The sequence below is a fragment of the Novosphingobium oxfordense genome, from assembly GCF_044029435.1.
GTDB lineage: Bacteria > Pseudomonadota > Alphaproteobacteria > Sphingomonadales > Sphingomonadaceae > Novosphingobium.
Genome location: NZ_CP147007.1, coordinates 186,376 through 212,534, shown reverse-complemented (window position 1 = coordinate 212,534; position 26,159 = coordinate 186,376). Strand labels below are relative to the sequence as shown.

Here is a 26,159-nt window from a genome sequence, read left to right as displayed (position 1 = left end):
TAATCCGGTGCGCATTATCTCAGCAGCGAGAGGTTCACCGCGTCGCCCATCGCCCGCAGCCCTGCGTCGTTAGGATGTAAATGGTCGCCCGGGTCGAATTCCGGACGAAGGTCTGCGGGCGCGGCCGGGTTACGCACCGCCGCCTCGAAATCGACGACACCGTCGAAGATAGTTCCGCCCCGGATTGCCGTGTTGACCGCCTGTCGCGTCCTTTCCTTTGCGGGAGACATGTAACCGGCATGAAGCGCAGGCGTCATGGTGCCGCCTATCACCTTGATGCCCAATGCATGGGCGCGGGCGACAAACTGGCGGTAGCCCTGGATCAGTTGGTCGGCGGTTAGCGCATCCGGGCCCTGTTCGGCACCGTTACCAATGTCGTTGATGCCTTCCAGAAAAATCACGTGGGTGACGCTGGGTACGCTGGCGACATCTCGCCAGAACCGGTCTAGCGCGGACGTGGAGCGGCCCGGCTTCAGAACGCGATTGCCGCTGATGCCCATATTCACCACGCCGCACCGCTGTGCTGGGGGGAGCGTGGCCAAGCGCTCGGCGAGACGGCCCGGCCAGCCCCGGGTCTGCGGTGAGGCGCTGAGGAAGCCGTCGGTGATGGAATCACCGAACGCGACGATATTGCATGGTGCGCGCGGCGTGCGCACCGAAACGAGCGAGAGATAGGGGCGCACCTTGATCGGCGTGAAAACCGGGCTCGTCCCGACCGGCGCAAAGGCCATTTCAAGGCCCAGGTTGGTCTGACCGGGGCGCGTCGGCGTCGCGAAGGTGACGCTGACAATCAGGTCCTGCCCGACGCGGAAGGGCGCCACCAGCGGGTCGCTGAGCAAAGTCTGGCCTTTGGCGAGCGCGAAGCCGGGCTTGCCGGAAAAACTCATGCCGTGGATGGAAGCCGCAGCCACATCGGTACCTGCCGCGCCTGAAGGGCTGGCCACGCTTACCGTCGAGACGGCAAGCGGTACCGCGCCTTCGGCATTGCTGAATGTCAGTTGCAGTGCGTCGCCGGCCTGGGTCAGGCGCACGCGGTAGCGATAAGTGCCGGCCGGCTGTTCGGCATCGCCGGCACCGCTGTCGGCCGGGGCATAGCCCCAGGCTCCCGCCCAGGCCGAAGCGGCATGGGCAGGAGCGGTCAGGATCAGACCGCAGAGCGCGGCAGAGAAGGCGACGGAAAACCGGATGTTATGCATGTCGCTCCTCTTGTCTGAGTAGATGGTTGTTTGTCGAGGCCTACTTCTTGGCAGTCGGCACCACGCCCTTGGGCGCCTTTGCCAGCGAACGGATCAGGTCGACTTCGGCCTGGCGATAAGGGGTGCCGTCGCTGCGAAACACCTCGTGGAACCAGATCGTCGGCTCGTCCATCGTGTAGGGCTTTCTCCACGAATCCCAGGGCAGACGGGTCTGCGTCTTGCCGTCGACGAAGCCCCAGTTGATCATTGCCACGTTCTCGCGCTTGCCGATCGGCAACGAGCCGTCGAAGGTCGATCCGTTGCCCCGCGCCATGAACTCGGTGCAAAGGATCGGGCGACCATAGACTTTGAGCTGGTTCACGCGGCCCTGGAACGTCTCGGGCCAGTTGTAGTCGTGGAAGGAAATCACGTCCGACTGGCTGAGCTGCAATTTTTCCATTGGCGACAGCTTGGCGTCCGTCGCCCAGTCATCGTGTTGCCACACGCCCGACGTCAAAGGTTGGCTGGGGTCGACCGCACGGGCCCAATCATAGGTCTTTGCCAGCAGCGCGCGGACCAGCGGTTCCTTGCCTTCCTGGCCCTTGTACTGATCGGCGCCGTTGTCAGGTTCGTTCCAGAGATCCCAGCCGAGGATGCGGTCATCTTTGGCGAAAGCGCCGATCACGCCCTGCACGTAAGCCTTCAGGCGCGGCTCCTGCGACGGATCGCGCATAGCCGGCAGGCCAGGGGCCTGCACCCAGCCCGAATTGTGGACGCCGGGGATCGGCGGACGCTGCGGGCCCAGCGCAGGGTTCGGATCCCAGCAGCTGTCGAAAAGCACGAACAGCGGCTTGATCTTGTGCTTGGCGGCGATTGTCAGGAATTCGTCGATGCGCTTCTTGAAGCCCTCGGGATCCTGCTGCCACAACTGGTCGTGAAGGAACACGCGCATGGTATTCATGCCGATGTTCTCGGCGAGGCCCAGTTCGTAGTCGATCCGCTTGGGGTCCCAGGTTCCGGCCTGCCACATTTCCAGCTGGTTGATCGAATTGGCAGGTGCATAGTTGGAGCCGACCAACCAGGGCTGCTTAGCGTACCACGCCTTCGCTTCGGCAGGCGTCCACTGCGGGCGCGCCTCGGCAGGCATGGCGGTCAGGGTGGCGGCGCCCAGGATGGCGGAAACCAGAAGGCTGGTTGCGGAAGCTTTCACAGGATTTCTCCCCTCTTATTCTGCGATGAAGAACTTGTAGGTCATGACATTCCGGTAGGTTTTGCCCGGATTGAGGCGGACCGGCGGAAACTGCGGCTGGTTCGGAGTATCGGGGAACAGCTGGGGCTCGAACACCAGCGAGTCGCCCTGACGATAGATCTGGCCGGACTTTCCGACGATCGTTCCGTCCATGAAATTGCCCGAATAGAACTGCAGGCCCGGCTGGTTGGACCAGAGCTCGAAACCTCGGCCAGAGACGGGATCGGATACGCGGGCCATCAGATGCGGGTCGGGGCTGACGGCATTTCCGATAACCCAATTATGGTCATAACCGCGACCATAACGGATCTGGGCGTCCTTACCTTCGCGCACGCGCGCACCCACTGGCGTTGGCTGGCGGAAGTCGAACACGGTACCGGCCACGCTCGCGTGCTGGCCGGTGGGGATCGAGGTCTCGTCGGTGGGCGTGAAACGGTCTGCCGGGATGGTCAGCACGTGATTCATCGCGGTCTGCCCCGGACCGGCGAGGTTCCAGTAGGCGTGGTTGGAGATATTCACCACGGTCGGCTTGTCGGTGGTGGCCGTGTAGGTAATCGTCAGGTTGTTCTGTTCGTCGAGCGTATAGGTCGCCTCGGTGGTCAGTGTGCCAGGATAGCCCATGTCGCCGTCAGGGCTGACATAGCGCATGGTGACGCTGGCCGCACCCCCACCTTTCTGGTTGCCCCTCTTGCCCTGCTTTATGTCGCGGAGGGTCCAAACCACCTTGTCGAAGCCCTTGGTGCCGCCGTGGAGCGAGTTTGGGCCATTGTTGATGGGAACCGAATAGTCCTTGCCGTCCAACGTGAACTTGCCCTTGGCAATGCGGTTGGCGACACGGCCCACCGTGGCGCCGAAGAACTGGCCGTCCTTCACGTAACCGTCCAGGCTGTCGTAGCCTACTGCGATGTCCACGGTCTTGCCGTCGCGGCCGGGCATCATCACCGACTGGATCGAGGCGCCCAGCGTCATCACGCGGACGGACATGCCCTTGGCATTGCTGAGGGTCACCGCCTCCACGGCGGTCCCGTCCGGCATCGTGCCAAAGGTTTCGCGCTTTGCTTCCGCGGCCAGCGCGGATGTCGACACCGCGCCCAGCAGGGCGGCGGTGGCTAGGGTCCTGAGCATCGTCTCTCCTCTCGAAACTTCAGTCTTGATACAGGAAGGGGGGCAGCCCCCGGCAACCTGGATCGATCTCGAACAGCGCGCCGGCATGTTCTTCATCGACCCCGTCGGCTGCGCTGGTCACAAACATGCAGTCAAGGTCAGGGCCGCCGAACACGCAATTGCTGATCTGGCTGGCCGGCAGTTCGATCCGCCGCACCGGCGTGCCGTCCGGCGCGAACCGGGTGACGCGGGAGGCGCCCCAGCATGCGACCCAGAGATGGCCCTCGGCATCGAATGTCATGCCATCGGGCGATCCCCAGCTATCGGAACCCCCGTTCGCGGAGTCGCTGTCCGGAAAGGTGATGAACGGCTCGCGCTCGCCCAGCACGCCGTCTTCCAGCGCGTAACGGAAGATCACGCCCATCGCGCTGTCGGTATGCAGCAGGAAGCGGCCGTCCGGCGAAATCGCCGGTCCGTTGGGAATCGTGTAGGGCGTCGCATCGGCCCGTCCGATCGTCCCGTTGGCGAAGCGGTGGAATGCGCCAGTGGGCACGTCGCAAGAGAACGGCATCGTCCCCAGCCACAGCCGACCCTGCGGATCGGCTGCCGCATCATTGACGCGGTTGCCGGCCGGCTGCTCGGGAATCTCGACCAGCATTTCGCATACGAACGGATCGAACGAGACCCGCGCGATCGATCGGCCGATCCCGGCCAGGAAGCCGCCGTCCTGCGTGCCGACGATCCAGCCGACAACGTCCGGCGTCTCCCAGCTTTCCACCTGCCCGGTGGCAGGCGAAAGCCGGTTGATGCGGCGGCCGAGAATGTCGGTCCACAGCAGCGCACCGTCGCGGACGGACCAGAACAGTCCTTCGCCAAGAACATCCGCCCGGTCGCGGGGAATGATGCGGACGGAAGCCATCAGTGGCTGTCGCGCGGCAACCCGCGCGTCTGGGCGATGCGCTGGTACTTTTCGGAGCCTTCGAGGATGGCGCCGGTCGCAAACTGACCCACCAGGCCGCGTTGGATTTCCTGCCACGGCGTCTGCGATTCGGGCGTGACGGCGCGTTCGATCTCGGCCAGGTCCTCACGCCGGCGGTCGATCTCGGCCGCATCGACCAGCATGTCGGCTCTGCGACCGGCAAGGTCGATCCGCACCCGATCGCCGGTGCGCAGTAGGGCAAGGCCGCCGCCGACCGCCGCCTCGGGCGAGGCGTTGAGAATCGACGGACTGCCCGACGTGCCGGACTGGCGCCCATCGCCGATGCAGGGCAGGGCATGCACACCGGCGCGGATCAGCGCGGCGGGTGGGCGCATGTTCACCACTTCGGCGCCACCGGGATAGCCGACCGGGCCGGCGCCGCGAATGACGAGGATCGTATTCTCGTCGATGCCAAGGTCTGCGTTATCGATCCGCTGGTGGTAGTCCTCCGGCCCGTCAAATACGACGACAGAGCCAACGAACACGTCCGGCTCCTCCGGGTTGGAAAGATATCGGCTGCGGAACTCGTCGGAAATCACCGACAGCTTCATCACCGCGCCTTCGAACAGGTTGCCGCTGAGGACGGTCAGGCCCGCCGCTTCCTTCAGCGGGCGCGAGAAGGGACGGATCACGTCTTCGTCGACGATCCGGGCACCGACCAGGTTCTCGGCCACCGTCTTGCCATTGGCAGTGAGGGCGCTGCCATCGATTAGGCCGGCCTTGTCGAGTTCGGCCATGACCGCGGGCACGCCGCCGGCACGGTAATAGTCCTCGCCCAGATATTCACCGGCCGGCTGAAGGTTGACCAGTAGTGGGACGTTCGACCCATTCTTTTCCCAATCTTCCAGGGTCAGTTCGACCCCGATGTGGCGGGCGATGGCGTTGAGGTGGATCGGCGCATTGGTCGAACCACCGATCGCGGAATTCACGCGGACGGCGTTGAGGAAAGCCGATCGCGTCAGGATATCTGACGGCTTGCGGTCTGCCGCCACCATTTCCACGATCGCGCGGCCGGTCTCCCACGCACATTCCTGACGATCGCGATAGGGTGCCGGGATCGCCGCCGAACCGGGCAGAGACATACCCAGCGCCTCGGCCAGCGAGTTCATCGTCGTCGCCGTGCCCATCGTGTTGCAATAACCGGTGGAGGGCGAACCGGAGGCAACCAGCTTCAGGAAGCCCTGGTAGTCCAGTTCACCCTTGGCCAGCATCTCGCGCGCTTTCCAGACGATGGTGCCGGCGCCGGTGCGCTTGCCTTCGTGCCAGCCGTTCAGCATCGGGCCGACCGACAACGCGATCGCGGGAATGTTCACGGTCGCCGCCGCCATCAGCGCGGAAGGGGTCGTCTTGTCGCACCCGATGGTCAGTACAACCCCGTCCAACGGATAGCCGTAGAGCAGTTCGACGAGGCTGATGTACGCCAGGTTGCGGTCCAGCCCGGCGGTAGGCCGCTTGCCGGTTTCCTGCAACGGGTGGCTGGGAAACTCGATTGGGATGCCACCGGCGTCGCGAATGCCCGCCTTAATGCGTTCCGCCAAGACCAGGTGGTGGCGGTTGCACGGCACAAGGTCGCTGCCAGACTGAGCAATGCCGATGATCGGACGTCCGGATTGCATCTCTTCAATGGAGAGGCCGTAGTTCAAATAACGCTCTAGATAGAGCGCGGTCATGTCCGGATGATTGGGATCGTCGAACCACGCGCGAGAGCGCAAGCCCGAAGTCGAATTGGTGGTGCCGTCGTGAGCGGAAATATTCGCCTCCCCTAATGTCGCCCGTCCGTGTTCGCCGCACGCTTAGGTGTTGCGGGAGCGTTGTTGGCATCGGCTAACACCGGTCGAATTTGGCTGCAACCTATTTATCGTACAAATATGTCTTGTCCGATCAAGAATCGGCGACTAAGGAGAGCGCCAAGGCCTGCTGAAATGGCCGATTATTGAGAGGGAGGGAAAATGAACCGCATCACCCGTTCGCTTGTCCTGTCGTCGTCCGCACTGGCGTTTGCCGCTTGCGCGCCCGCTTATGCGCAGGACAGCGTTTCGCCGTCGGCTGAGGATGCCACCAGCGAGATCATCGTTTCCGGCCAACGCGCCAGCCTCGAGGCAGCGCGCAACATCAAGAAAAATTCGGACAACGTTGTCGATTCGATCGTCGCGGAAGACATCGGCAAGCTTCCCGACACCTCGGTTGCTTCCGCGCTGCAGCGCGTGGCTGGCGTGCAGGTGCAGAACGGCTTCAACAACGAGATCCAGTCGCCGATCATCCGCGGCCTGGGTGATATTCTCACCACTCTTGACGGCCGGGAAATCTTCACCGGCGTGGGACGCGGCTTTTCGTTCCAGGACCTGCCCGCAGAGGCGATCGCCGGGATCGATGTCTACAAGTCGAATTCGGCCAATCTGATCGAGGGCGGCGTTGCCGGCGTCATCGACATGAAGCTGCAAAAGCCGTTCAACTTCGGCAAGGGCTTGACGGTCGCCGCCAACGGCCGTGTCTATACCGGAACGGTTTCCGACAAGACCAGTTACACCGGTGGACTGCTTGTCTCCGATCGCTGGGATGCCGGTGATGGCGAAATGGGGTTGCTCGTCGACGTCTCGTACACACGAAACAACTTCAGCCGGCCGGTCTCCTTCAACTGCGATCCCCGGTCGACTAACCACGGTCCGCCGGGAGCTCCCAATCTGGTTCTCCCGACCTGCGTAGGCGGCACGACCGACACCGGTTATAATACCCGCCCTCAGGTGAATGCCGCGTTCGAGTGGAAAGTGACGCCGGAACTCGAGGTCTACCTCGACGGCCTCTACACAGGCTATCGCTCGACCTTCGCCACCAACTTTATCTTCGGCGACGTATTTGCCGGCAACTCGATAACCAATGCCGTTGCCACAGACGATTGCTTCACAGCGAGCGTCAACGACGCAGGTTTCCTGCCCGGTTCGAACGTCGAGAACCTGTGCATCGGTAAGTCGGCGACGTTTAATGGCGTCGATGCGCTGACCAGTACCCAGGCCAAGAAGCAGAGCACCGACCAGTACGTCCTCGGCGGCGGCCTGAAGTGGAATTCGGACACCGTTCATCTCGTCTTCGACGGTAGCTACATTCAGTCGAAGAACGCCAACCGCGCGATCATCGTCGATATCGCCAAGCACAACAATTCGATGGATGTGCTGGTGAACGACAATGGCCACGGCACAACCGTTATGCAGGGCGATCCCCTCAGCACGCCGGATGGCTTCGTATTTGCCAACACGCTGTACCAGGACCTCAACAAGTCCAACAGCCGTCAGTACGCGTTCAAGCTGGACTCCACCTTCGACATCGACAGCAATGTGCTGCGCGAAGTGCAGATTGGAGCACGCTATTCGGACCGTTCCGGCACGTTCCGTGCCGTCGCCGGTGGGCCCGCATTCCCGGGACCAGACCGCGGCACACTGGTTTCATCGGTGGCTGGGCTGCCGTCCGACTTCCTGGTGCGTTCGCCCGACTCGATTCCGTACATCAACAATGGATCGCACTGGTATACCCCGAACCCGGACTACCTGCTCAACAACACCGACGAACTGCGTGCGCTCTACGGCGCTCCCGCCGGCGACCCGGCCTGGGATCCCACCCGCAATTACGATGCAAAGGAAAACACCTTCGCGGCGTACATGCAGGGCAAATACCAGATCGACGTCGGTGACACGGCTTCGATCGACGGCCTCGTCGGAGTGCGTGTGGTTCGCACCAACCGGACAATCGACGGCACTTCCCGCGTTATCGGCGCAGGTCCGGGCGGAGCGGATGTGTTCGAACCGGTATCCCGTGACACGAGCGACGTCTACGTCCTGCCGAACGCAAGCATGCGTTTCCGCGCTACGCAATCGCTCCAGTTCCGCGCCACTTATGCGAAGACGGTAGCGCAGCCGACCTTCGGCGATCTTAATCCGGGCCTCTCGCTGGCAGCACCGGGCGGCAATCCAAACGTCATTCTCGCCGGTTCAGGCGGCAATCCGGATCTCAAGGCGCAGCAGTCGAACAACTTCGATCTGACTGCAGAGTACTACTTTGGCCGTTCGAGCTATGTCACCGTTGCAGGCTACTACCGCAAGCTGAAGGATCGTGTGGCACCGTCCACGTCGATCCAGGTCATCGATGGATACACGTATCAGCTTACCCAGCCCCGAAATGTAGGATCGTCGAATCTCAAGGGCATCGAAGTGGCTGGTCAGATGTTCTTCGACTTCCTGCCGGAAGGTTTTGATGGCCTTGGCGCCATGGGGACTTTCACCCTAGCCGATAGCAAGGTTACGACCCCTGGCGATCCCTTGGAAGGCAAGGAGCTTCTGGGCGTTTCGAAGTATAGCTACACTGCCGGCGCGCTCTACGAAAAGTATGGCATCACCGCACGAATCGTCTATACTTGGCGCTCGGGTTATAATGAAACGTTGTTCGGGGCCGGAACTCTTACTGGGCCGGGCGATACAAGCCAGTTCAACAAGGTCAAATCCAACGGTCGTCTTGATTTTTCGGTCGGATATGACGTGACTCCGAATATCACAGTCAGCGTTGATGGCGTGAATGTGAATGGCGGAAAGTACCACAGTTACTTCGACAGCCCGTCATTCCCGCATGACATTCGCATCGATGATACGTTCTATGGTGCGAGCGTGCGCGTAAAGTACTAATCTCTTTCCGGGGTATCCCCTCCTCCATTACTCCCGGGGAGAATCGGGCGGGGCGGCGAAGGCTGCTCCGCCCCTTTTTTTGGCATCATCGGGGCATGCCATTTACATGCTTTCCGAATGGTTCGGCACCTGTGCTTCGATTCCCGATAAAATGAGATTGACGCCGGCCAAAAATTGCTCGCGATCATCGTGCTGCGGCAATTCTGAAGCGAGACCTGTGACGAAAGGGTGAAGGTCCGGAGCCAGTTCGTTCCATTGCGCTGCAACGTTCTTTAGGAACATGGTCCGGTCGCCCGGCTCCGTACAAAGACGGACACCCGCCGCAAATTGCCCGGCAAGGCCGAGGATAAAACTGATCAGAGCGGTTGCCGTGTTGAATTGTGCTTCGTGAGGGACGCCCAAAGCTTGTATTTGCCTGCCGATAGCTTCCAATATCCGCAGCACCGCGTATTGCCAGGGATTGGCCGCCAATTGCCCGCCCAGCCAGGGACGCGCGAGAATGGCGTCGAACACGCCCAGTGCAATCCTGCGTATGGCAGTTTGCGGGTGAGGGGCTGTATCAACTTCGTTCCAGGCAGCGGCAATTATCAGGTCAGCCGCATCCGCCAACAGTGTCTGCTTGTCGCGAACGTGCCAATAGATCGCCCCACTTCCAGTTTCGAGCCTCTCCGCCAACGCCCGGAACGTCAGCGCTTGTTCGCCTTGAGCATCCAGTATCGCGATCGCTGTGGTGACGATCCGCTCGTGCGTTAGGGCGTCTCTGCGCCGCTTACTGCCCATCCCGGTGCTTTTCATGACTGGCCATTGACAGGTTTGGAATGAAGTTCCAATGGTAATTCATGGAACGCCGTTCCATTTTCATGTCGGTAGGAACCCAATGAAATCTGTGACGATCATCGGAGCCGGCCTTGGTGGGTTGGTCCTTGCACGGATATTGTCGCTCCATGGCATTTGCTCGACGGTCTACGAGGCCGATTCAAGCCCTCAGGCGCGCGGGCAAGGCGGACTGCTCGACATCCACGAGCATGACGGCCAGACGGCTCTGGAAGATGCCGGGCTGACAGCAGCATTCCGCGAGATCATTGTCGAGGGCGGCCAGGCATCGCGCATCCTGGATCGGAATGGCACGCTGTTATTTGAAGAAGACGATGACGGTTCCCGCGGTCGGCCTGAAGTTCCTCGTTCCGAACTGCGCAGAATTCTCCTCGAAAGCGTTCCAGCAGGCACTGTCCAGTGGGGCAAACGCCTTGGCAGCGTTACGCCGGTCGGGGAAGGAAGATACAGGCTTGAATTCTTGGACGGCTCGTGCGTGTTCAGCGATCTGCTGATCGGGGCAGATGGCGCCTGGTCAAAGGTTCGGCCGCTGGTATCCGGCGCAGTTCCGCAATTTCTGGGCACGGCCTTCGTCGAAACCTACTTGCACGACGTCGATGCCAATCACCCGCTAGCCTCTCAGGCGGTGGGTCCGGGAGCGTTGTTCGCATTGGCTCCCGGACAAGGTATCTTTGCTCATCGCGAACCGGGGAAAATGGTGCATGCCTATGTCGCGTTGACTCGACCAAAGGAATGGTTCGCAAAGATCGACTTTACCGACGGGAAGGCAGCCAGGGCGTCCATCGCCCAAGAGTTCGATGGATGGTCTCCTGCGCTTACGTCTCTGATCACTGATAGCAGTGCTCCGCCGGTCCTGCGGATGTTGCACGCTCTGCCAGTGGATCACCGTTGGCCGCGTGTGTCCGGCGTCACACTGCTTGGCGATGCGGCCCACCTGGCGCCGCCGGCCGGAGAGGGAGCGAACCTTGCAATGCTCGATGGTGCCGAGCTTGCGGCAGCCATCGTCTCGCATTCGAATGACATAGAGGCTGGCTTGCGCAAATATGAGGAAAACATGTTCGTACGCAGTCATGCCGCTGCCGCCGCTTCGCACGAGACCTTGAGCCTCTGCCTCGATTCTCGCGCGCCTTACAGCCTCCTGGATTTCTTCGGCGGGGGGTAAAATCCCCCGCCATGGCCGCCGGCCGCTTCGCGATCACGTCGCGGGCCCGGTCGGCACTCGGATCCCTGACAACGCTTTAGCAGCTCGCGGAAAAACCCGTCTTCAGGCAGGTTGATCGTCGGATGTGAGATTGTGTGGCAGCAATGAGAACGTGACGTCGATCTCGCGGTGGCCGTCGCACCGTTCCGAAACGCCGCGTTGAGCGGATTGCGGACGTAGCTATGCTGTCGCCAGCAACTTGGGCAGCCTGACGAGATTGTAAGCCGCAGCGGTCAGCGTGAAATTCCAACCGACGCGATCCTGCCCTCGGTGCCGTGTCTTGCGCAGGTTTCCGCTGGTTTTGGCCCAGCCAAAGACCTCTTCGATCCTCTTCCTGATCTGCAACGAAACGGCGTAACCGGGGTGCCGGGTGGTGCGTGCATCGATGGCAGATTGCCTGTTGGTATTGTTTTGGGCCACGTGTGGCGTAACGCCGACGTTCCCTAGGGCGGCAACGAAGTGGCCGGTATCTTAGGCCTTATCCGCCGCCAGCGTGATGCGATGGCACCCCTTCATACGGCCAAGCATGGTCAGCGCAGCCTCCCGCTCGGCAGTGCCTGTGGCATGAGTGAGCATCGCATCGACGACGAGGCCATGCCGGTTCTCCATGAGGACATGGGCCATGTGACACAGCCTCGCGGCTTGGCCGCGCGCCTTCTTGAACAGGCGGGCATCAGGATCGGTGGTGGAGGCATGACTTGCGTTGGTCCGCTTTTCGCCATGGAAATCGCGCTCGGCATTCCGCCCCTTGGCTTTGGCCTGTCCGCTCTGGCCGGCGCCCGATGCACTGTCGTCGTCGTCACCGCCCGAAGCCTCGCTGTCCTTGGGCTTGAAGCGCTTCATGCTGGCCCACGCGTCGATCAAGGTGCCATCCACCGAGAAGTGGTCGTCTGACACGAGCGCCTTCACACGAGACTGCCCTACGATCGCGGACAGGAACCTGGCGGCGATGTCGCCGGCCAGCAGCCTCTCCCGGTTCTTGGTGAAGACCGTCACATCCCAGATCGGCGCATCCATCGCCAGGCCGACGAACCAGCGGAAAAGCAGGTTATAATCCATCTGCTCCATGAGCTGGCGTTCCGAGCGGATCGTATAGAAAGCTTGCAAGAGCAATGCGCGCAGCAACTTCTCGGGCGGGATCGATGGCCGGCCTATGCGCGAATACACCGCATCGAAATCAGCAGACATCACCTCGAGAGCTTCGTCGACGATCGCACGGATCGCCCGAAGTGGATGTTTCGCCGGAACCCGGCCTCGCAGCTCACGTAGGAAAACAGCCCTTCGCTCCGGTGATCGCCGCCGCGCATCTCAAATCCTTCAAACCTCAGCCAAGGCACTTGAATCATCTCAAGGGCCTCAAGGGAACCTCCGTTTCCGCGACCTGTTAAAAAGCTCGGGTTTCCGCGCGGGGCTTCTACGGGCCCGCCCCCACCTACCTAGGGGCAGCCCCCGATACTGCGATGTCCCAGACTTCGATAGACCGGTCGAACTGGGACATCCGGCCTGTCCCGACACAGCAATTTCCGTTCGACGCGCGAACCGGGGCCGACACCGCAACGCCCGCCTCACCAGGCGAGCGCTGGCAAGGAGCTCCGTCATGATCTCAATCGATCGTATGCGTTCGTCATCCACCCTTCCGGCATTGCGGATCCTGCGCGTGGCATTGCTGCTGCTCGCGGCGATCGCCGCCCTCGTCATCGCCTTCGTCCCCGGTCGCGCACAGCAAGCCGCGTCGCCCGAGCCTGCGGCGACGCTGTTCCAGAATGTCCGCGTCTTCGACGGCAAGAGCACCAGTCTCTCGCCCCCCTCGAGCGTGCTCGTGCGCGGCAACAAGATCGAGCGCATCTCGACCAGCCCGATCACGCCCGATGCGAACACCCGCGTATTCGACGGCGGCGGGCGCGTGCTGATGCCAGGGCTGATCGACGATCACTGGCATACGATGTTCGTACGCCCGACGCCGCCGATGCTTATGACCAGCGACCCCGGCTATATCAACCTGCTTGCCGGCGCCGAGGCGGAGGCGACCTTGCTGCGCGGCTTCACTACGGTCCGCGATCTCGGTGGCCCGTCCTTCTCGCTCAAGCGCGCGATCGACGAGGGCCTGTTGCCCGGGCCGCGCATCTATCCCTCGGGCGCGATGATCACGATCACCGGCGGCCATGGCGATTTCCGCACTTCCAACGATTTGCCCCGGGCGATGGGCCAGATGACGCACGGCGAGGAGGTGGGCGGGTTCGCGCTCGCCGACAGCCCCGACGAGGTGCGGTTACGCGCGCGCGAGCAGCTCATGCAGGGTGCGACCCAGGTCAAGTTGACCGCAGGCGGCGGCGTCGCCTCGCCGCACAGCCCGCTCGACGTCTCCACCTTCACGCTCGAGGAGCTTCGCGCCGCGGTCGAAGCGGCCGACAATTGGGGAACCTATGTCTGCGTCCACGCCTATACGCCTGCGGCGATCCAGCGCGCGATCCAGGCAGGCGTCAAATGCATCGAGCATGGCCATCTGATGGACGAGGCCACCGCGAAGATGATCGCCGACAAGGGCGTCTGGCTGAGCACCCAGCCCCTTCTCGATATGAGCATGGTGGCGATGTTGGGGCCTGACCAGCAGGCCCAGTTCGCGCAGGTCGTTGAGGGTACCAACACTGTCTACACGCTCGTACGCAAATATCACATCAAGACCGCATGGGGCACCGACATCCTGTTTTCCGTAGCGGGAGCCAGCAAGCAGGGTCATATGCTGGTCGATCTGATGCGCTGGTACACGCCGGCGGAGGCACTGATCATGGCGACCTCGACTAATGCCGAACTGCTGCGCATGTCGGGCCTGCGCAATCCCTATCCCGGCGCGCTCGGCGTGGTCGCGCCCGGCGCCTATGCCGACCTGCTCCTCGTCGACGGCAATCCGCTCGAGAATCTCAACCTCGTCGCCGATCCCGCGAAGAACTTCGTCATCATCATGAAGGACGGGAAGGTCTACAAAAACACGCTGCCGCACTGACATCGGCTTTGACAGTTTGCTGTATCTGTCTTTGGAAAGCCGCACGTCCAAAAGATGGAAGCACTTCGGTAGGAGCCATTTTCCGGAAAGTAGCGCATATGGCTATGTCCGCAATCCGCTCAACGCAGCGTTTCGGAAAGGTGTGACGGCAACCGCGAGATCGACGTCACGTTCTCATTGCTGCCATACAATCTCACATCCGACGCCTGAAGACGGGTTTTTCCGCGGCCTGCTAGATGACGATGCTGCAAAGCGGGTTTTGAAATTCCGGTGCGGAAATGGTGAGCGCGCTGCCCCCGCTACTGATGGCAGCGCCGATCCTGACAGCCTATCGTCCTGTGCATGGCCACGGCATGTATTACAGCAGTCGCCCGCAGTGACACTTTACCAATGGCGCTGGTAAAGTGTCACGAATGAATAAATTTAGCCTTGCAGCGGGGTGGGGGATTCACATTGCACGCCGAGGTGCTAGATTCTGCATATGTTCCAGCAGAATGATCTCTTTGCGAGCGCTATGCCTTCACCGAGCAACGATCTTCCCTGGTTGATCGAGCGTATAGCCGACTTTTCCAATCGCCCGCGCTACGCCTTTCTCATTCTAAACCTGATCGCAAAGGCAGCAGGACCGGGGCTGAGCGCCGGCCCATATGTCATCGAGAACAGCCAGCGACTGCCAATCCGCGATTGGCTTTGCGATGCCATGATGCCGCTTGCCCAACGCGATGGGCGTCGCAAGGCAGTCGTAGAAGCGGTTCGCAAAGATCTGACAAGAGAAGGAAGGCTATCGACGGATCCTATCGAGAACGACCGTGTCCTCATGGACGCGGTTCGCAACAGGGTCTTACGGTCGGGGCGCAGCAATGTCAGTCGGGCGGTTTCGGACTTGGTTCGTGCCGGTTTGTTGCGGCGCCATTATCAGGGCTTCCGGGTCGATCATGACAATCGGGGGGCACAACGCGAAGCGGTTTATACACTCACCGATGCCGCAGCCACCGCTCTGGCTCGCTAGCCTATCGTATGCAGGCGCCCAATACTTCGGCATCGATCAACCAAGATCATGAGATCGGCAAATTGGCAGAAGGCGAGTTTTTCGGAAGAACGGTGCCCTGGTCCATCCCAGTCGTGCCGGAAGAAGGGGGATCCGCACTCCGCTGGCAACGTGAATTGTCTGTTATCCCTCGCAAAGAATGGTGACTGCAACAGTCTGCCATTTGCCATCGTATAGGTTCATGTAACCTGCATAAGTCGTCGAATGATATCCATCATGAAGATGTCTGGTTCGCACAAACTCGAGAATCAAGGGCTTGCGCCCGTCGTTCGTGTAAATCCGTTCTTCGCCAAGATACGTATCTTTAAAATGCCTGAGACGACCGTGGTAGCGCAGCACGGCGGTACCCGTCGAATGGAATACTGCCGCCCCCTGCCTGTTTCGGGCTGTACAGAAAGGGCCGGTGCCGACCGATTTCATGTCTGTGGCACTAAGTCGTTCTCCTCGCACCAGGCTTCCTTTTTTTGCATAACCTTGTGAGCCGGTCGATGCTGGAATAAACTCCGATTGAGCAGCCAGCCCGTATGACCCGAACAGCGATTGAACGGTGCGATTATTTTCGATGTGAGCCGCGACGATCGCAGCAGGTATTGCGAATAGCATGGTTTGTTTGTCGAACGCTTCCTGGACAGTGACGCTCTTCGTATTTCTAACAATCGAATCGCAGATGTCGAGCGCGATGGGCAGCGGATCCAGGAATGGCTTCCGCATAAGGGACCATATCCGAGATCTTCGCGGTGATTTCGCACACCGCTGCAATTAAACGCTACTTACATCTCCTCCCAACTGGGCGGAGAGATTGCGAGACAACCTTCAGATCCGCCATGAACAAATGCCTGCCGGCTTCACAACGAGAACGCCTCGGCCGGCCAGACTAGGTTGGTCCGCGCTTTGTCCGCCATCCCTTTCCGGGACCATTCGCGCTTGTAGTTTTGTGAGGTGAGGGCCAGCAAAATTTCAAGTCAACAGACGAAGCAACACGTCGAGTACCGCCTCAGGCGCTTCCTCGTAGGATATACCAATATCCGCTTCGAGAAGGCTGGCCAACAATTGAGGCATGACGATTATACCCAGCACTGAAAGTGCGGTGAAATTGGCATTTTTTCCTTCCCCTCCCGTCAGCGCGGATGCTTCCGTCAAAATCGGGCGGATTGCGTGGAAGTAGGGGCGCCAGATGCGGGTCACAATGTAATCGCGCCGTTCGCCGGGCGTTGCGATCTCGTCGATAAAGATCAGCGCCAGTTCCGGTACTGCCCAGTTAAGGGTAATGAAACGTCGCATGCCGGCAATCACGCGTGCTGAAAGTGGTTCGCCCGGCTTCAGTCCTGTTTGAATTTCAGCGTGAACCATATCGAGATTCTCGGCAAGTCCGTCCACCACCGCGCGCCACAGTCCCATTTTCGAGCCATAACGGCGAGAGATGAGGGCCGGATCCACTCCGGCCTCTGCAGCGATGCTCCGAAGACTGGAACCATCATATCCGCTCGTTGCAAAAGCCTTGAGCGCCAAGCGTTCCACTTCGCTGCGATCGGGCCCCTCGCTTCGCCGCGGGCGTCCTCGTCCGCGGGTTTCCCGCCGACTCTCGCTTCCTTGGATTGCCATTGACGATACCCTTCACGACCCATAAATCATCGAGTAATGATTTTATCCTGAGTCGAGCAAGGAGCGCAATCCGTCAAATGATCGAAATCCCCTCCCGGGCTTGCCCACAAGCCCAGAGCATTCTCGATTGCCGGAATAAAAGATACTATTCCGCTGGAGGCGGGACAGCGAGGCGTTCCGTATTGGCTGCCTACAGCGGCCAGGGGCCGTATAGCTCATGCAGAGCAATGCTAAACCGGCCAGCACCCAAACGCATCGATTCCGACTTTTGTCCCGCAGCCGTCGGTCGTGGGCAGGCCCGAGTTTCTTCGTAATGCGATTTCCCGTCACCACTGCTTCCAAACATGCAGGAGCTGCGTTCCCTCAGCGGTTTGAGATGCTTCGCGAGCGGGTTCACGAGCTTTACAGCGCCAACCTGGTCGAACCGGGGGCAGCCCTTGACCTTGAGTGTGCCTTTTTCCTCAACTGGTGTCTTGAAATCGCGGGGAGAAACAGTCAACCGAGCTACGTGGACCGCTGGCGCGCAAAATGGGTCTTCCAACGCAATCTTCAATTATCAATACGATCATACGGTGCCTGCCGACGGAAAGAAGATGTCCGGCAGCTCAAGGAGATATACCGCAGTCGTTATCGCGATGCGCTTGGGACGATGTGGAATATCTATGTTCGGCGCGACAGCAATGGCAGGTTGCATGTGCCCATGACCCAGCGGACAGCTCGGCTTTTCTTGCGTCACACCACCAAAATGCCGAAAAAGCACACTCCAATTACTATCTCGGGCATCCATCTGGTCTTATCGGAGATGATGGCACTATATGTCGAGGAGTTTTTACAAAATATACGGAGATAATAAGCTAGAAGTCTGCCGCAGTGGCGGACGGTGCAGGTCGCGCGCATCGAAGGGCGCGTTGGTGAAACGCTGGTTATGCCGCACCATGTACCAGGGAGAAAGGCGATAGACGAGAAGGGTGCATTGAGGCCCGCGATCCTCGAACCACCAGTGCTTCAAACCATCGAACTGGATCAGCTCGCCGCGACAATCCCGCCGGTTGCGCGGCTGATATGGTCGTGGCCGGCGCGCCTCGCGATCCTTCCTCATTCCCGCCTTTATCATCCACTTCCGCAGGGTCCCGTGCGAAAGAGTGATGCCGAGCGGTTCGGCGAGATACTCGCTAATCAGGGTCGGTTCGAAATCATGATAATGCTCGTGCACGAGGCTAAGCACTCGGTCACGGAAATCATCGCCGAGATCCCGGTTGCTGGTGCGGCCGCGCTCCCAGGAAACCAGCGCTTCAGGACCGTCAGCGCGCGATCGACCGAGCAACCGGAAAATCTGGCGGCGCTTCAGGCCGAGTACCGACGCGGCATCGGCAACCCGAAGCTCGCCACGCTCGACGCGCATCAGCGTATCAAATCGCGAAAGTTCGCCATGGCTCATCGCCAGCACCGTCATAGCTGCGTTCTCCTGACCAGCAGGAAAACCATGCCACCGACATTCCGCAGAAGGCACCACACAGTGTCATTTCTATCTAGCGGAGGGGTGTCATTTCTATCTGGGGCTGCGAGTTCCAGTTGAAGCGCGACATTCCTTGGCGCTGAGTATCATTGTTCCTTGGGTGGGGCGAGCCCCACCCAAGGAACATCCGACCCCGGCGCCCATAGCCCGATCTGTTCCGTCAAAACTTCCTGGGGCGTCCGATAGGACAGGCATTTCCGCGGAGTGTTGTTCAGCTGGTGACAGACCGCCTGGATCGCCATCTCGTCCATCGCCGCAATGTCCGTATCTGATGGCAGGTATCGTCGCAGACGGCCATTGAAGTTCTCAACGCCGCCCTTCTGCCAAGGGGCCTTCGGATCACAGAAATAGCTCTCCATTCCGAGCTCAGTCCGGAGCCTCCTGAAGGCTGCAAACTCCGTGCCTCGATCAAAAGTGATGGTTTGGCGAAGCGTAGAGGGAAGGGGGCCAAGTTGGGCACAAATCCCTCCCATGATCGCAACTGAGCCCCTATCCAGATTTCGCCAAAGCACCGCAAACCGGCTCGTTCGCTCGACCAGGGAGGTGAGGTTGGCCTTGCCGTAGATCTGGCGGAAAGCAACGAGATCGCCTTCCCAATGGCCAAATGCGTCGCGCAGCGCGATCTCGGGGGGACGGTGCTTGATACCGTTCACCAGCGGGATTTGCACACCTCGAGGCTTGCGGCCACCACGCGGGCGACGACGACGACGCGCCCACGGCAACAATCTGGATAACCCGAGGCGTCGACCTTCCGTCCCATAGACGTATTGGTAGATTCTCATGGCTGACGCGCGGTTGCTGGGCGGTCAGGCGCATCCGTCCAGCAATTTGCTCTGGAGACCAACGCCGCCGAAGGCCTTGGACGACATCTGCGGCTAACTCCATGTTGCGTTCAAGCTTACGACCAGCAGTCCGGCGACGGCGGGCTCTTTTGTGCGCGACGTTGGGGAAATAGCCACGAAACCACGCTTCCTCATCGTGCATGAAATTGCGGCGCAGCTCGCGGTAAATAGTAGATCGATGCCGTCCGAGCCGAGCTGCAATCTCTCAAACTGGAACTGCGGCATCCCTCATTTTCGCCAAAGCTTCGCGCTCATCGTAACGTAGATGGCGATAGCTGCCCGGCATAGACTTTCCTCCGAGAGGGCACAAAGCCCTGAAATCCTCGGAATTCGCACTTCAATCTAGAACCCACCGGCTTACAAAGGATTGGATTGATAATAGAGATTATGTTAAATTCTAGTGACGCTCACCCGGTGCGATCAATGCCTGGAGCCAGCGATCCACCACTTGCGAGCCTGCAACCAGATAAGGTAGAACGCATACTGCTTTTCCAAAAAACCGAAGATGGGAATATTTATCGACGATCGATTTGCATTCCTGCCTCGAAATGGGCGGCAAGCCCAAGCTATCCGGGCTTTTGATTGGTCATCCACCTCATTGGGCCGCATTGACGAGTGGTCCGCCACCTTGCGAGTGACCGTGGGGCTGATGCTGGCTTCCGGATTTCCCAAGTGCATTGCCTGGGGTCCCGAACTCATCACCATCTACAATGATGCGTTTCTACCGATCCTGGGCGATAAGTTCGAAGCGCTAGGTCGGCCCTTTTCAGAAGTGTGGCACGAAGCTTGGCCGCAGATCGGTCCGATCGCAGAGCGCGCGTTGACGGGAACAGCAACGTTCGTCGAGGATTTCCCGTTGGTTGTGGACCGTTCGGGGGGACCCGAACAAGCCTATTTTACATTTTCCTACAGCCCCATTCGCGACGAACACGGCCGGGTAGTCGGAATCATGGACACCGTCATCGAGACGACGAAACGGATCCAGGCTGAACGTCAGGCGCAGGTTTTGAATGAGGAATTGGCCCATCGTATCAGCAATTTGATGGCTGTAATAGGCGCCGTGGCAGACCGTACTCTCCGATCATCGGAAACCCTGACAGAGGCAAGAACGACGCTCTCGGAGCGCCTCCGCTCAATGGGCAAGGCGCATGCCATCCTCGCAAAGGCGCAGCGAAATGATGCATTGGTCGAAGATGTCCTCGTCGAAACACTCACCGTACATGTGGAACTAGAGCGCATAACGTGGCATGGCCCGCCTTTGCGCCTGAATGAACAGCAGGCGCTTGCTCTCGCTTTGGCAGTCAACGAGTTGGCAACCAACGCCATAAAATATGGTGCCCTATCGGTCCCCCAAGGCACCGTAAGATGCCACTGGCAGCTGCGCGACGGCAACGGCGGAAGTGAATTCGTGTTTATGTGGCGCGAGGAAGGCGGACCACCGGTATCACAGCCAAAACGCAGAGGGTTCGGCTCGTACCTTATTGAGCAGCATGTAGGTACTGCATTTCAAGGGTCTGCCTTACTCGATTTTTCTGAACTCGGCCTCGCGTACGACATTGTAGCACCGATACAACATAGTAACGATAAGACGTGATAATATTTACCTACCGCTTTCATTGGAGCCGCGTCAGGATACTGCATTTCCTATATGGTATAGAACGGGATATTACATGACATAAATTAAATAGACGTCTACGAATTTACGATAATTATCGTGTATATTCATGAACTGAGCATTAAATTGCTCCGTCTGACATGTTGAGCAACGGATTTAAAAGTGCTTTCACAACAACCTTCAAATCCGTTGCGGGTAGTTCTCGTTGTCGAGGATGAACCACTCATTCGGATGATGGCAGCGGGGATAATTGAAGATGCTGGTTTCGCGGCGCTGGAAGCCACGAATGCAAGCGAGGCCTTGGTCCTTCTGAAAGCCCGTAACGACATAAGCCTTATATTTGCGGACATCGATCTCGGTGCCGGCATGGACGGTTTGCACTTGGCATTCTTGATCCGAAACCGTTGGCCTCTGGTCGAATTAATCGTGACGTCCGGCCGGAGCTCGCGAGACGAAATCAAATTGCCCGAGCGCGGCCTCTTTCTCAGTAAGCCCTATTGTTATGACGATTTGGCAGGAATGGTGGAAAGCCTTCTGACCTGATAACTCAAGGGGCCTATCGGAATGTATCATCGTAACCGCTCCTGGCGCTCATCGCGGTTCAGGGAGCCACGTCGTGATGCTCGTTCATTGGGATCTCGTTGGATGACGGACAACGCAGAGGCAGACGACGCGGTCCTCTTGGCGCCGCCGCCGGTGGGGACACATCCTCGAAGATTTCGACAAATGCGAACACGGTTTTCTTCTTTGACCAGGACACCGGATCGAACAGCCCTCGTTTCGTCCATCTGCTTCGCGGGCGCAGCGTGAGAATCGTCCTTTAAGGCGATAGATCGCCGCCTTGCGTTTAGCGTCCCGCGATCCCAGGCATCGCTGGAAAGCGGCCGGGCTCGCCGTTCCCTGACCAGCTGCAGACCGCCAAAGATCCGCAAGTCCGACGGTGAGCACAGTTCGCCGACAACGGCGATACTGCAGCAGAACAGGAAACACTGCGATGCCAAGGGTATCGCGTTCTTTTTGCTGCCCGGAAGCACTCATAATGGCCGCTTCATGGCCGCTTCTAGGCCCTAGCGGGTTAGAACCATCGTGTTGATGGACTATGCGCGATCCCCCGGAAGCTAGCGGCGCTGATCGCATCCCAACGAGAGTGCGACTGGATATTTCAATCGCGTCTGGCGTTGTCGAAGAATGCCAAAGCAAGAATCCGTTAGTGAGTTGAAGCAACGTCTTGTTGAACTCGAGGCCCGCCTGACTGCATCCGAAACCCGGGCCTCACTCGCGGAAGCAAAGCTGTCAGAAAGCAGATCGAACGCCTATTCGCTCGGCGAAGCTGTGATGTCCCCGCGCCAACACGAAGGCCTCTCCGCGCTCATGCACCGGATAGGCGGTGTCGGCGGTATAGACGTCAACCTCACTGACAAGAGCCGACCAGGGAGATTAGCCGACCATCTGAAGCTCCATGTCTTGCCATCGGACACATTGACCCAAGTGCACGGCCAGTGGTTTGCCCGGTTGCATCCGGACGATCGCCTCATCGCCGAACAACGGCTGTTCGCCGCGCTCGAAAGCAAAGCATCTATATACGACAGCCAGTATCGCATCATCCTTCCCTCCGACGGAGAGGTTCGATGGATACATGCGCGTGCGGAAATCGAGCGCGATGACGCCGGAACGGCCATCCGTATCGTCGGCACTCGCCAGGATGTGACAGAAGCAAAGCTGGCGCAGGAGAGGCTTCGCGTAGAGGAGGAGCATAACGCCTTCCTGTTGGAGCTCAGTAACGCCCTACGACCCATCGGGGATCCGGTCCAAGTACAACGCATCGCGATAGAGTTGCTCGGGGAGAAACTCCAGGTAGATCGCGCCATATACTATCGCGTTGAAACGGTCGGTTCCGGCTACGCATACGTTGTCGACAACGAGTGGCGCGCCCGTCCCGGCATCTCCCGGGTAGCTGTCATTCCGGGAGGCGATGCAGACTATGGTGGCAATCTGTTTACCGATCTTGAAAATGGCATATCGGTTAAGATCAACGACCTTCATGCCGCAACTGATGCGTCCTTAAAGGAGGGCGAGCAGTACGCCGGCGCAGGCCTTCGCGCGCTCATTGCCGTGCCCATCTGCAAGAATTTCCGCCAGGCGGGCGGCATCAGCGTTCAGACGATCGGTCCCCGACGATGGACTGATGGCGACGTTCGGCTGGTCGAGGAGGTCGCCGAACGCACCCGGAATGCACTGGAGCGCGTCTGGGCACAAGCTGCCTTGCGCGCCAGCGAAGCAAGCTTGCGATGCACTGAAGATTGGCTCGCGGCGCAAAAGGAGTTTTTTCAGGTGGCCATGGATGGCGGGTCGCTGGAGGATTCCCTGAAGGTTCTGTCGCGCACCATGGTTCAAGCCGGCGATGGTCGCCGCTGCGCATTTTGCGTTGCGAATGAAGCTGGGGAAGAACTGGAACATGTCATCGGAATGGGCGAGGCCTACGCTGAAGCAGTGAAAGCCTTCAGATTAGCTCCAAGCAAGTTGGCCTACGGTCTGGCTGTCGCAACTACTACACGCCGAGTGCCGCGGGACATTTTAGGTCGTAGACTCATAAGCACGGAGCCACAGCCGCATTGAGGCGAGCTGGACCATGGCCAGGAAGTTTTCGGCCAGCTTTTCGTAGCGGGTGGCAACACGGCGGAAGTGCTTCAGCTTGGAGAAGAACCGTTCGACGAGATTGCGCTGACGGTAGAGCCATGTGCTGAAGTACGGTTTTGATCGGCGGTTGGACTTTGGCGGGATGTTGGCGAACGCCCCTTTCTCGCGGAGAGACACCCGGATGCGATCGGCATCGTAGGCCTTGTCCGCCAGAATGATTGTTCCGGCACCAACATGATCGAGCAGATCGTCAGCGGCTTGGCCGTCATGGCTTTGCCCTGCGGTCAGGCTCAGCCGGATCGGGAGGCCTTGCCCGTCGACGACCGCATGGATTTTGGTCGTGAGCCCGCCTCGGGAGCGACCGAGACAATGATCTCGATCCCCCTTTTTGCCGTCGCTGCCTGCTGGTGGGCGCGAACGGAAGTGCTGTCGATCATCTGGATGTCGCCATCGTGCGCGGCGGTGATGGCGTCCATCATTCGATCCCAGACGCCAGCCTTCCGCCATCGCGCAAAGCGGTTGTAGCAGGTGGTGCGCGGGCCATAGCGTTCCGGCAGATCACGCCATGGAGCGCCTGATCGCAGCACCCAGAATATTCCGTTCAGAACGCGCCGGTCGTCGACACGCGGCACGCCCCTCGGCTTATTTGGCAACAGCGGCTCGATCACGCGCCACTCAAAGTCGGTCAGGTCATATCGGCTCATGCCGTCCCTGAATCAGAATCTAAGCGGGATTGAAAGGTTTATGGATGTGGAGGCGGGTCATATAGCGATCCCTCGCCCCAAGTAGGTGGAAGGTCGAGATCGGCCTGATCGCACCAAGTAAGGCGTCCGGCCTTATACGCATCACTCTCGATAAGTTCGGTATGGACGATGCGCATGGCCAGCATGAGGGCTTGGAGCCCATCCAGGCCGCACGCATACCGGCGAACCTCTCGTTCCGGCCATCCTATGACATAACGGCATTGGAACTCGCCTCCAGGTGCCTTCGATGGCGTGAAAAAGCAGACGACCAATTCACCGCCATCAAGCTCGAACCTGCGCTCCACAAATGGCGCTTCAATCATCTGCCCTCCTCCATCGCGGGAAGGTGTGGCATAGGGCTGAGAAGGCGGCAACTTTTATGGGTTCACGGCCTAGATGAGGAGAAGCGGCGGCCTTGGATTTGGCTCGCCGAAACCTACGGTTACCGTGAATGCTGGTCGCTCCCTTTAACGACACGTTCGGAACGCTTGGTTGGCTGCGTCACACTTTATTTTCCGGAACGACGGGTGCCGGAAAAGGCCGACCAGGACCTGGCTGCGATGATCGGTCAGACCGCAGCTATGATCATATCGCGTCATCATGAGAACGAAAATCGCCTGAGGAGCGAGGAGCGCTTCCATCAGTTTGCTACGGCGGCTTCCGGCGCCCTTTGGATTCGCGATGCCATCACCCTCAAGATGGAATATGCGAGTTCTGGAATCGAAAGGATCTATGGCGTCGATAAGCAGACATTTCTGGATCGCGCCGAAACCTGGGCATCGTCGATCGTCCCGGAAGACCGAGCTATCGCCTTCGAGAGTCTGCACGAAGCGCAGGCCGGCAAAGCAGTCGTTCACGAGTTTCGTATTAGGCGCGTTAATGACGGCGCGTTTCGGTGGATAAGAAATACCGATTTCCCACTTTGCGACCCTCAAGGCCGTGTCGACCGGATTGGTGGGATAGCGGAGGACGTGACCGACGCGAAATTGGCGATCGAGCATCAAGAAAATCTGCTTGCTGAACTTCAGCACCGCGTTCGAAATGTGATGGCAATCATCCGTTCAATAGTAGACCGGACAATAGGCGGTGCGGCCTCGGTTCAAGAGTATGCCGAGTTAATGAAGGGCAGGATCGACGCATTTTCGAGAGTTCAGGCTCTCCTCACGCGCGCTGCGAATATCAGCGTCGACTTGAGAAGCATTGTGCATGACGAGTTGAATGCCTTGGCAATTCACGAGAAAAAGGTCGATGCAATGGGGCCCGCCGTAGAACTGTCGCCTAAGGCAGCCGAGACAATGGCGCTTGTCATTCACGAGCTTGCCGCAAATGCGAGGAAATATGGCGCGTTGGCAGCCCGGGACGGTCTCGTTCGAGTCCGATGGGAAGTCTTTGATTTGGGCGAGCAGCCATGGTTGGCGTTTGACTGGAATGAAGACGGCGCCCCCGGTCAAACGCCATCAGCTGAACCGCACCGTGTGGGCTTTGGTAGGGAACTTATTGAAGGACGCATCCCTTACGAGCTAAGCGGCCGCGGCAACGTCCGGATCGATCGGGGCGGCGCCCAATGTCACCTCGAGTTTCCCCTCACGAACCGTCCGAGCGTATTGGGGACGAACGCACCACAACGGGCCAGTGTCTTCGGCGGAACGATCGATAGAGGGGCCAAGCGGATCTGACCGGGCAGAGAATCATGTTGGTCCAAGATGATTACCACTTAGGCAACGACACGGCGCGGGCGCTTCAAGGCGCAGGCGCGCGCGTACGTCGTTCGAGTTGGCGCATGAACTCAGAATGGCGGGCTTGCCGTTCGTTTTTATCACAGGGTGCAATCAGGAAGCGCCACCTGATGAACTTGCGGGCATTGTGCGCCTGCAAAAGCCGGTAGAAATCGGCCAAATCGTCAGCGAGCTTGCCGCATCGATCCAGGAATAGAAATAGCCTCCGAG

At 59.6% G+C, this 26,159-nt stretch carries 20 protein-coding genes and 3 pseudogenes; 10 read left to right on the top strand and 13 right to left on the bottom strand.

Going from position 1 to position 26,159, the window contains the following annotated elements:
• Positions 1 to 14: 14 nt before the first annotated feature.
• The 5 genes from WBP07_RS20980 to WBP07_RS20960 are packed head-to-tail and all read right to left on the bottom strand — an operon-like array spanning position 15 to position 6,258.
• On the bottom strand, positions 15 to 1,196 hold the full coding sequence (locus tag WBP07_RS20980; RefSeq protein ID WP_395396360.1) for an SGNH/GDSL hydrolase family protein: 1,182 nt from the start codon (positions 1,194 to 1,196) through the stop codon (positions 15 to 17).
• Positions 1,197 to 1,236: 40 nt separating this feature from the next.
• Positions 1,237 to 2,385, bottom strand: a complete 1,149-nt coding sequence (locus WBP07_RS20975; protein ID WP_395396359.1) for a cellulase family glycosylhydrolase — start codon at positions 2,383 to 2,385, stop codon at positions 1,237 to 1,239.
• Between the two features lie 15 nt (positions 2,386 to 2,400).
• Positions 2,401 to 3,549 (bottom strand): aldose epimerase family protein, encoded by a 1,149-nt coding sequence (locus WBP07_RS20970; protein WP_395396358.1) that lies wholly within the window; start codon positions 3,547 to 3,549, stop codon positions 2,401 to 2,403.
• 19 nt (positions 3,550 to 3,568) lie between these two features.
• Complete coding sequence (locus WBP07_RS20965) at positions 3,569 to 4,447, bottom strand: SMP-30/gluconolactonase/LRE family protein (protein WP_395396357.1); 879 nt, start codon at positions 4,445 to 4,447, stop codon at positions 3,569 to 3,571.
• Positions 4,447 to 6,258 (bottom strand): IlvD/Edd family dehydratase, encoded by a 1,812-nt coding sequence (locus WBP07_RS20960; protein WP_395396490.1) that lies wholly within the window; start codon positions 6,256 to 6,258, stop codon positions 4,447 to 4,449. The genes WBP07_RS20965 and WBP07_RS20960 overlap by 1 nt, the downstream gene beginning before the upstream one ends.
• Before the next feature lie 198 nt (positions 6,259 to 6,456).
• On the opposite strand from WBP07_RS20960, the gene WBP07_RS20955 reads away from it, so the two are divergent.
• Positions 6,457 to 9,174: a TonB-dependent receptor gene (locus tag WBP07_RS20955; protein ID WP_395396356.1), complete on the top strand. Its 2,718-nt coding sequence runs from the start codon at positions 6,457 to 6,459 to the stop codon at positions 9,172 to 9,174.
• 102 nt (positions 9,175 to 9,276) lie between these two features.
• On the opposite strand, the gene WBP07_RS20950 is transcribed toward WBP07_RS20955, so the two are convergent.
• A complete protein-coding gene (locus tag WBP07_RS20950; RefSeq protein WP_395396355.1) occupies positions 9,277 to 9,969 on the bottom strand; it encodes a TetR/AcrR family transcriptional regulator in 693 nt (230 codons plus the stop codon).
• 82 nt (positions 9,970 to 10,051) lie between these two features.
• Here WBP07_RS20950 and WBP07_RS20945 point away from each other — a divergent pair, with 82 nt between their 5' ends.
• Complete coding sequence (locus WBP07_RS20945; protein ID WP_395396354.1) at positions 10,052 to 11,170, top strand: FAD-dependent oxidoreductase; 1,119 nt, start codon at positions 10,052 to 10,054, stop codon at positions 11,168 to 11,170.
• A 219-nt stretch (positions 11,171 to 11,389) separates the two neighbouring features.
• On the opposite strand, the pseudogene WBP07_RS20940 reads toward WBP07_RS20945, so the two are convergent.
• Positions 11,390 to 12,516 (bottom strand): annotated as a pseudogene (locus tag WBP07_RS20940) (IS5 family transposase).
• 308 nt (positions 12,517 to 12,824) lie between these two features.
• On the opposite strand from WBP07_RS20940, the gene WBP07_RS20935 reads away from it, so the two are divergent.
• Both WBP07_RS20935 and WBP07_RS20930 read left to right on the top strand, forming a co-directional pair.
• A complete protein-coding gene (locus WBP07_RS20935) occupies positions 12,825 to 14,210 on the top strand; it encodes an amidohydrolase family protein (protein ID WP_395396489.1) in 1,386 nt (461 codons plus the stop codon).
• A gap of 481 nt (positions 14,211 to 14,691) precedes the next feature.
• Positions 14,692 to 15,219 (top strand): hypothetical protein, encoded by a 528-nt coding sequence (locus WBP07_RS20930; RefSeq protein WP_395396353.1) that lies wholly within the window; start codon positions 14,692 to 14,694, stop codon positions 15,217 to 15,219.
• A 162-nt stretch (positions 15,220 to 15,381) separates the two neighbouring features.
• On the opposite strand, the gene WBP07_RS20925 is transcribed toward WBP07_RS20930, so the two are convergent.
• Positions 15,382 to 15,969, bottom strand: a complete 588-nt coding sequence (locus WBP07_RS20925; RefSeq protein ID WP_395396351.1) for a hypothetical protein — start codon at positions 15,967 to 15,969, stop codon at positions 15,382 to 15,384.
• 246 nt (positions 15,970 to 16,215) lie between these two features.
• The gene (locus tag WBP07_RS20920; protein ID WP_395396350.1) at positions 16,216 to 16,767 is read right to left on the bottom strand and encodes a TetR/AcrR family transcriptional regulator; all 552 of its coding nucleotides are present in this window, start codon (positions 16,765 to 16,767) and stop codon (positions 16,216 to 16,218) included.
• Between the two features lie 406 nt (positions 16,768 to 17,173).
• Here WBP07_RS20920 and WBP07_RS20915 point away from each other — a divergent pair, with 406 nt between their 5' ends.
• Positions 17,174 to 17,710 carry a hypothetical protein gene (locus tag WBP07_RS20915; RefSeq protein ID WP_395396349.1) on the top strand — a complete coding sequence of 179 codons (537 nt, stop codon included), beginning with the start codon at positions 17,174 to 17,176 and terminating at the stop codon, positions 17,708 to 17,710.
• Here the strand turns inward: WBP07_RS20915 and WBP07_RS20910 are convergent.
• Entirely contained in the window at positions 17,690 to 18,313 is a 624-nt protein-coding gene (locus WBP07_RS20910) for a helix-turn-helix domain-containing protein (RefSeq protein ID WP_395396348.1), read from the bottom strand. The two genes, WBP07_RS20915 and WBP07_RS20910, sit on opposite strands and share 21 nt — an antisense overlap.
• Positions 18,314 to 18,462: 149 nt before the next feature.
• A pseudogene (locus tag WBP07_RS20905) lies at positions 18,463 to 19,420 on the bottom strand (IS30 family transposase).
• Between the two features lie 303 nt (positions 19,421 to 19,723).
• Between WBP07_RS20905 and WBP07_RS20900 the strand changes: the two are divergent.
• The 3 genes from WBP07_RS20900 (at position 19,724) to WBP07_RS20890 (ending at position 23,449) form a co-directional block, all read left to right on the top strand.
• The gene (locus tag WBP07_RS20900) at positions 19,724 to 20,812 is read left to right on the top strand and encodes an HWE histidine kinase domain-containing protein (protein ID WP_395396347.1); all 1,089 of its coding nucleotides are present in this window, start codon (positions 19,724 to 19,726) and stop codon (positions 20,810 to 20,812) included.
• Positions 20,813 to 20,995: 183 nt separating this feature from the next.
• Complete coding sequence (locus WBP07_RS20895; RefSeq protein WP_395396346.1) at positions 20,996 to 21,376, top strand: response regulator; 381 nt, start codon at positions 20,996 to 20,998, stop codon at positions 21,374 to 21,376.
• Positions 21,377 to 22,048: 672 nt separating this feature from the next.
• The gene (locus tag WBP07_RS20890) at positions 22,049 to 23,449 is read left to right on the top strand and encodes a PAS domain-containing protein (RefSeq protein WP_395396345.1); all 1,401 of its coding nucleotides are present in this window, start codon (positions 22,049 to 22,051) and stop codon (positions 23,447 to 23,449) included.
• On the opposite strand, the pseudogene WBP07_RS20885 reads toward WBP07_RS20890, so the two are convergent.
• Positions 23,408 to 24,174, bottom strand: a pseudogene (locus WBP07_RS20885) (IS5 family transposase). The gene WBP07_RS20890 and the pseudogene WBP07_RS20885 overlap by 42 nt on opposite strands.
• Positions 24,175 to 24,212: 38 nt before the next feature.
• Positions 24,213 to 24,536 carry a DUF6968 family protein gene (locus WBP07_RS20880; RefSeq protein ID WP_395391182.1) on the bottom strand — a complete coding sequence of 108 codons (324 nt, stop codon included), beginning with the start codon at positions 24,534 to 24,536 and terminating at the stop codon, positions 24,213 to 24,215.
• On the opposite strand from WBP07_RS20880, the gene WBP07_RS20875 reads away from it, so the two are divergent.
• Both WBP07_RS20875 and WBP07_RS20870 read left to right on the top strand, forming a co-directional pair.
• On the top strand, positions 24,435 to 25,889 hold the full coding sequence (locus WBP07_RS20875; RefSeq protein WP_395396344.1) for an HWE histidine kinase domain-containing protein: 1,455 nt from the start codon (positions 24,435 to 24,437) through the stop codon (positions 25,887 to 25,889). The two genes, WBP07_RS20880 and WBP07_RS20875, sit on opposite strands and share 102 nt — an antisense overlap.
• A gap of 115 nt (positions 25,890 to 26,004) precedes the next feature.
• Positions 26,005 to 26,145, top strand: coding sequence for a hypothetical protein (locus WBP07_RS20870; protein ID WP_395396343.1), 141 nt, complete (start codon positions 26,005 to 26,007; stop codon positions 26,143 to 26,145).
• Positions 26,146 to 26,159: the final 14 nt, after the last annotated feature.

Bases quoted from the DNA above. Each gene is read 5' to 3' on its own strand.
- WBP07_RS20910 (WP_395396348.1), bottom strand. From the start codon at position 18,313: ATGACGGTGCTGGCGATGAGCCATGGCGAACTTTCGCGATTTGATACG.
- WBP07_RS20945 (WP_395396354.1), top strand. From the start codon at position 10,052: ATGAAATCTGTGACGATCATCGGAGCCGGCCTTGGTGGGTTGGTCCTT.
- WBP07_RS20955 (WP_395396356.1), top strand. From the start codon at position 6,457: ATGAACCGCATCACCCGTTCGCTTGTCCTGTCGTCGTCCGCACTGGCG.
- WBP07_RS20870 (WP_395396343.1), top strand. From the start codon at position 26,005: ATGGCGGGCTTGCCGTTCGTTTTTATCACAGGGTGCAATCAGGAAGCG.
- WBP07_RS20900 (WP_395396347.1), top strand. From the start codon at position 19,724: ATGGGAATATTTATCGACGATCGATTTGCATTCCTGCCTCGAAATGGG.
- WBP07_RS20970 (WP_395396358.1), bottom strand. From the start codon at position 3,549: ATGCTCAGGACCCTAGCCACCGCCGCCCTGCTGGGCGCGGTGTCGACA.
- WBP07_RS20950 (WP_395396355.1), bottom strand. From the start codon at position 9,969: ATGAAAAGCACCGGGATGGGCAGTAAGCGGCGCAGAGACGCCCTAACG.
- WBP07_RS20925 (WP_395396351.1), bottom strand. From the start codon at position 15,969: ATGCGGAAGCCATTCCTGGATCCGCTGCCCATCGCGCTCGACATCTGC.
- WBP07_RS20980 (WP_395396360.1), bottom strand. From the start codon at position 1,196: ATGCATAACATCCGGTTTTCCGTCGCCTTCTCTGCCGCGCTCTGCGGT.
- WBP07_RS20880 (WP_395391182.1), bottom strand. From the start codon at position 24,536: ATGATTGAAGCGCCATTTGTGGAGCGCAGGTTCGAGCTTGATGGCGGT.
- WBP07_RS20965 (WP_395396357.1), bottom strand. From the start codon at position 4,447: ATGGCTTCCGTCCGCATCATTCCCCGCGACCGGGCGGATGTTCTTGGC.
- WBP07_RS20935 (WP_395396489.1), top strand. From the start codon at position 12,825: ATGCGTTCGTCATCCACCCTTCCGGCATTGCGGATCCTGCGCGTGGCA.
- WBP07_RS20930 (WP_395396353.1), top strand. From the start codon at position 14,692: ATGTTCCAGCAGAATGATCTCTTTGCGAGCGCTATGCCTTCACCGAGC.
- WBP07_RS20915 (WP_395396349.1), top strand. From the start codon at position 17,174: ATGCGATTTCCCGTCACCACTGCTTCCAAACATGCAGGAGCTGCGTTC.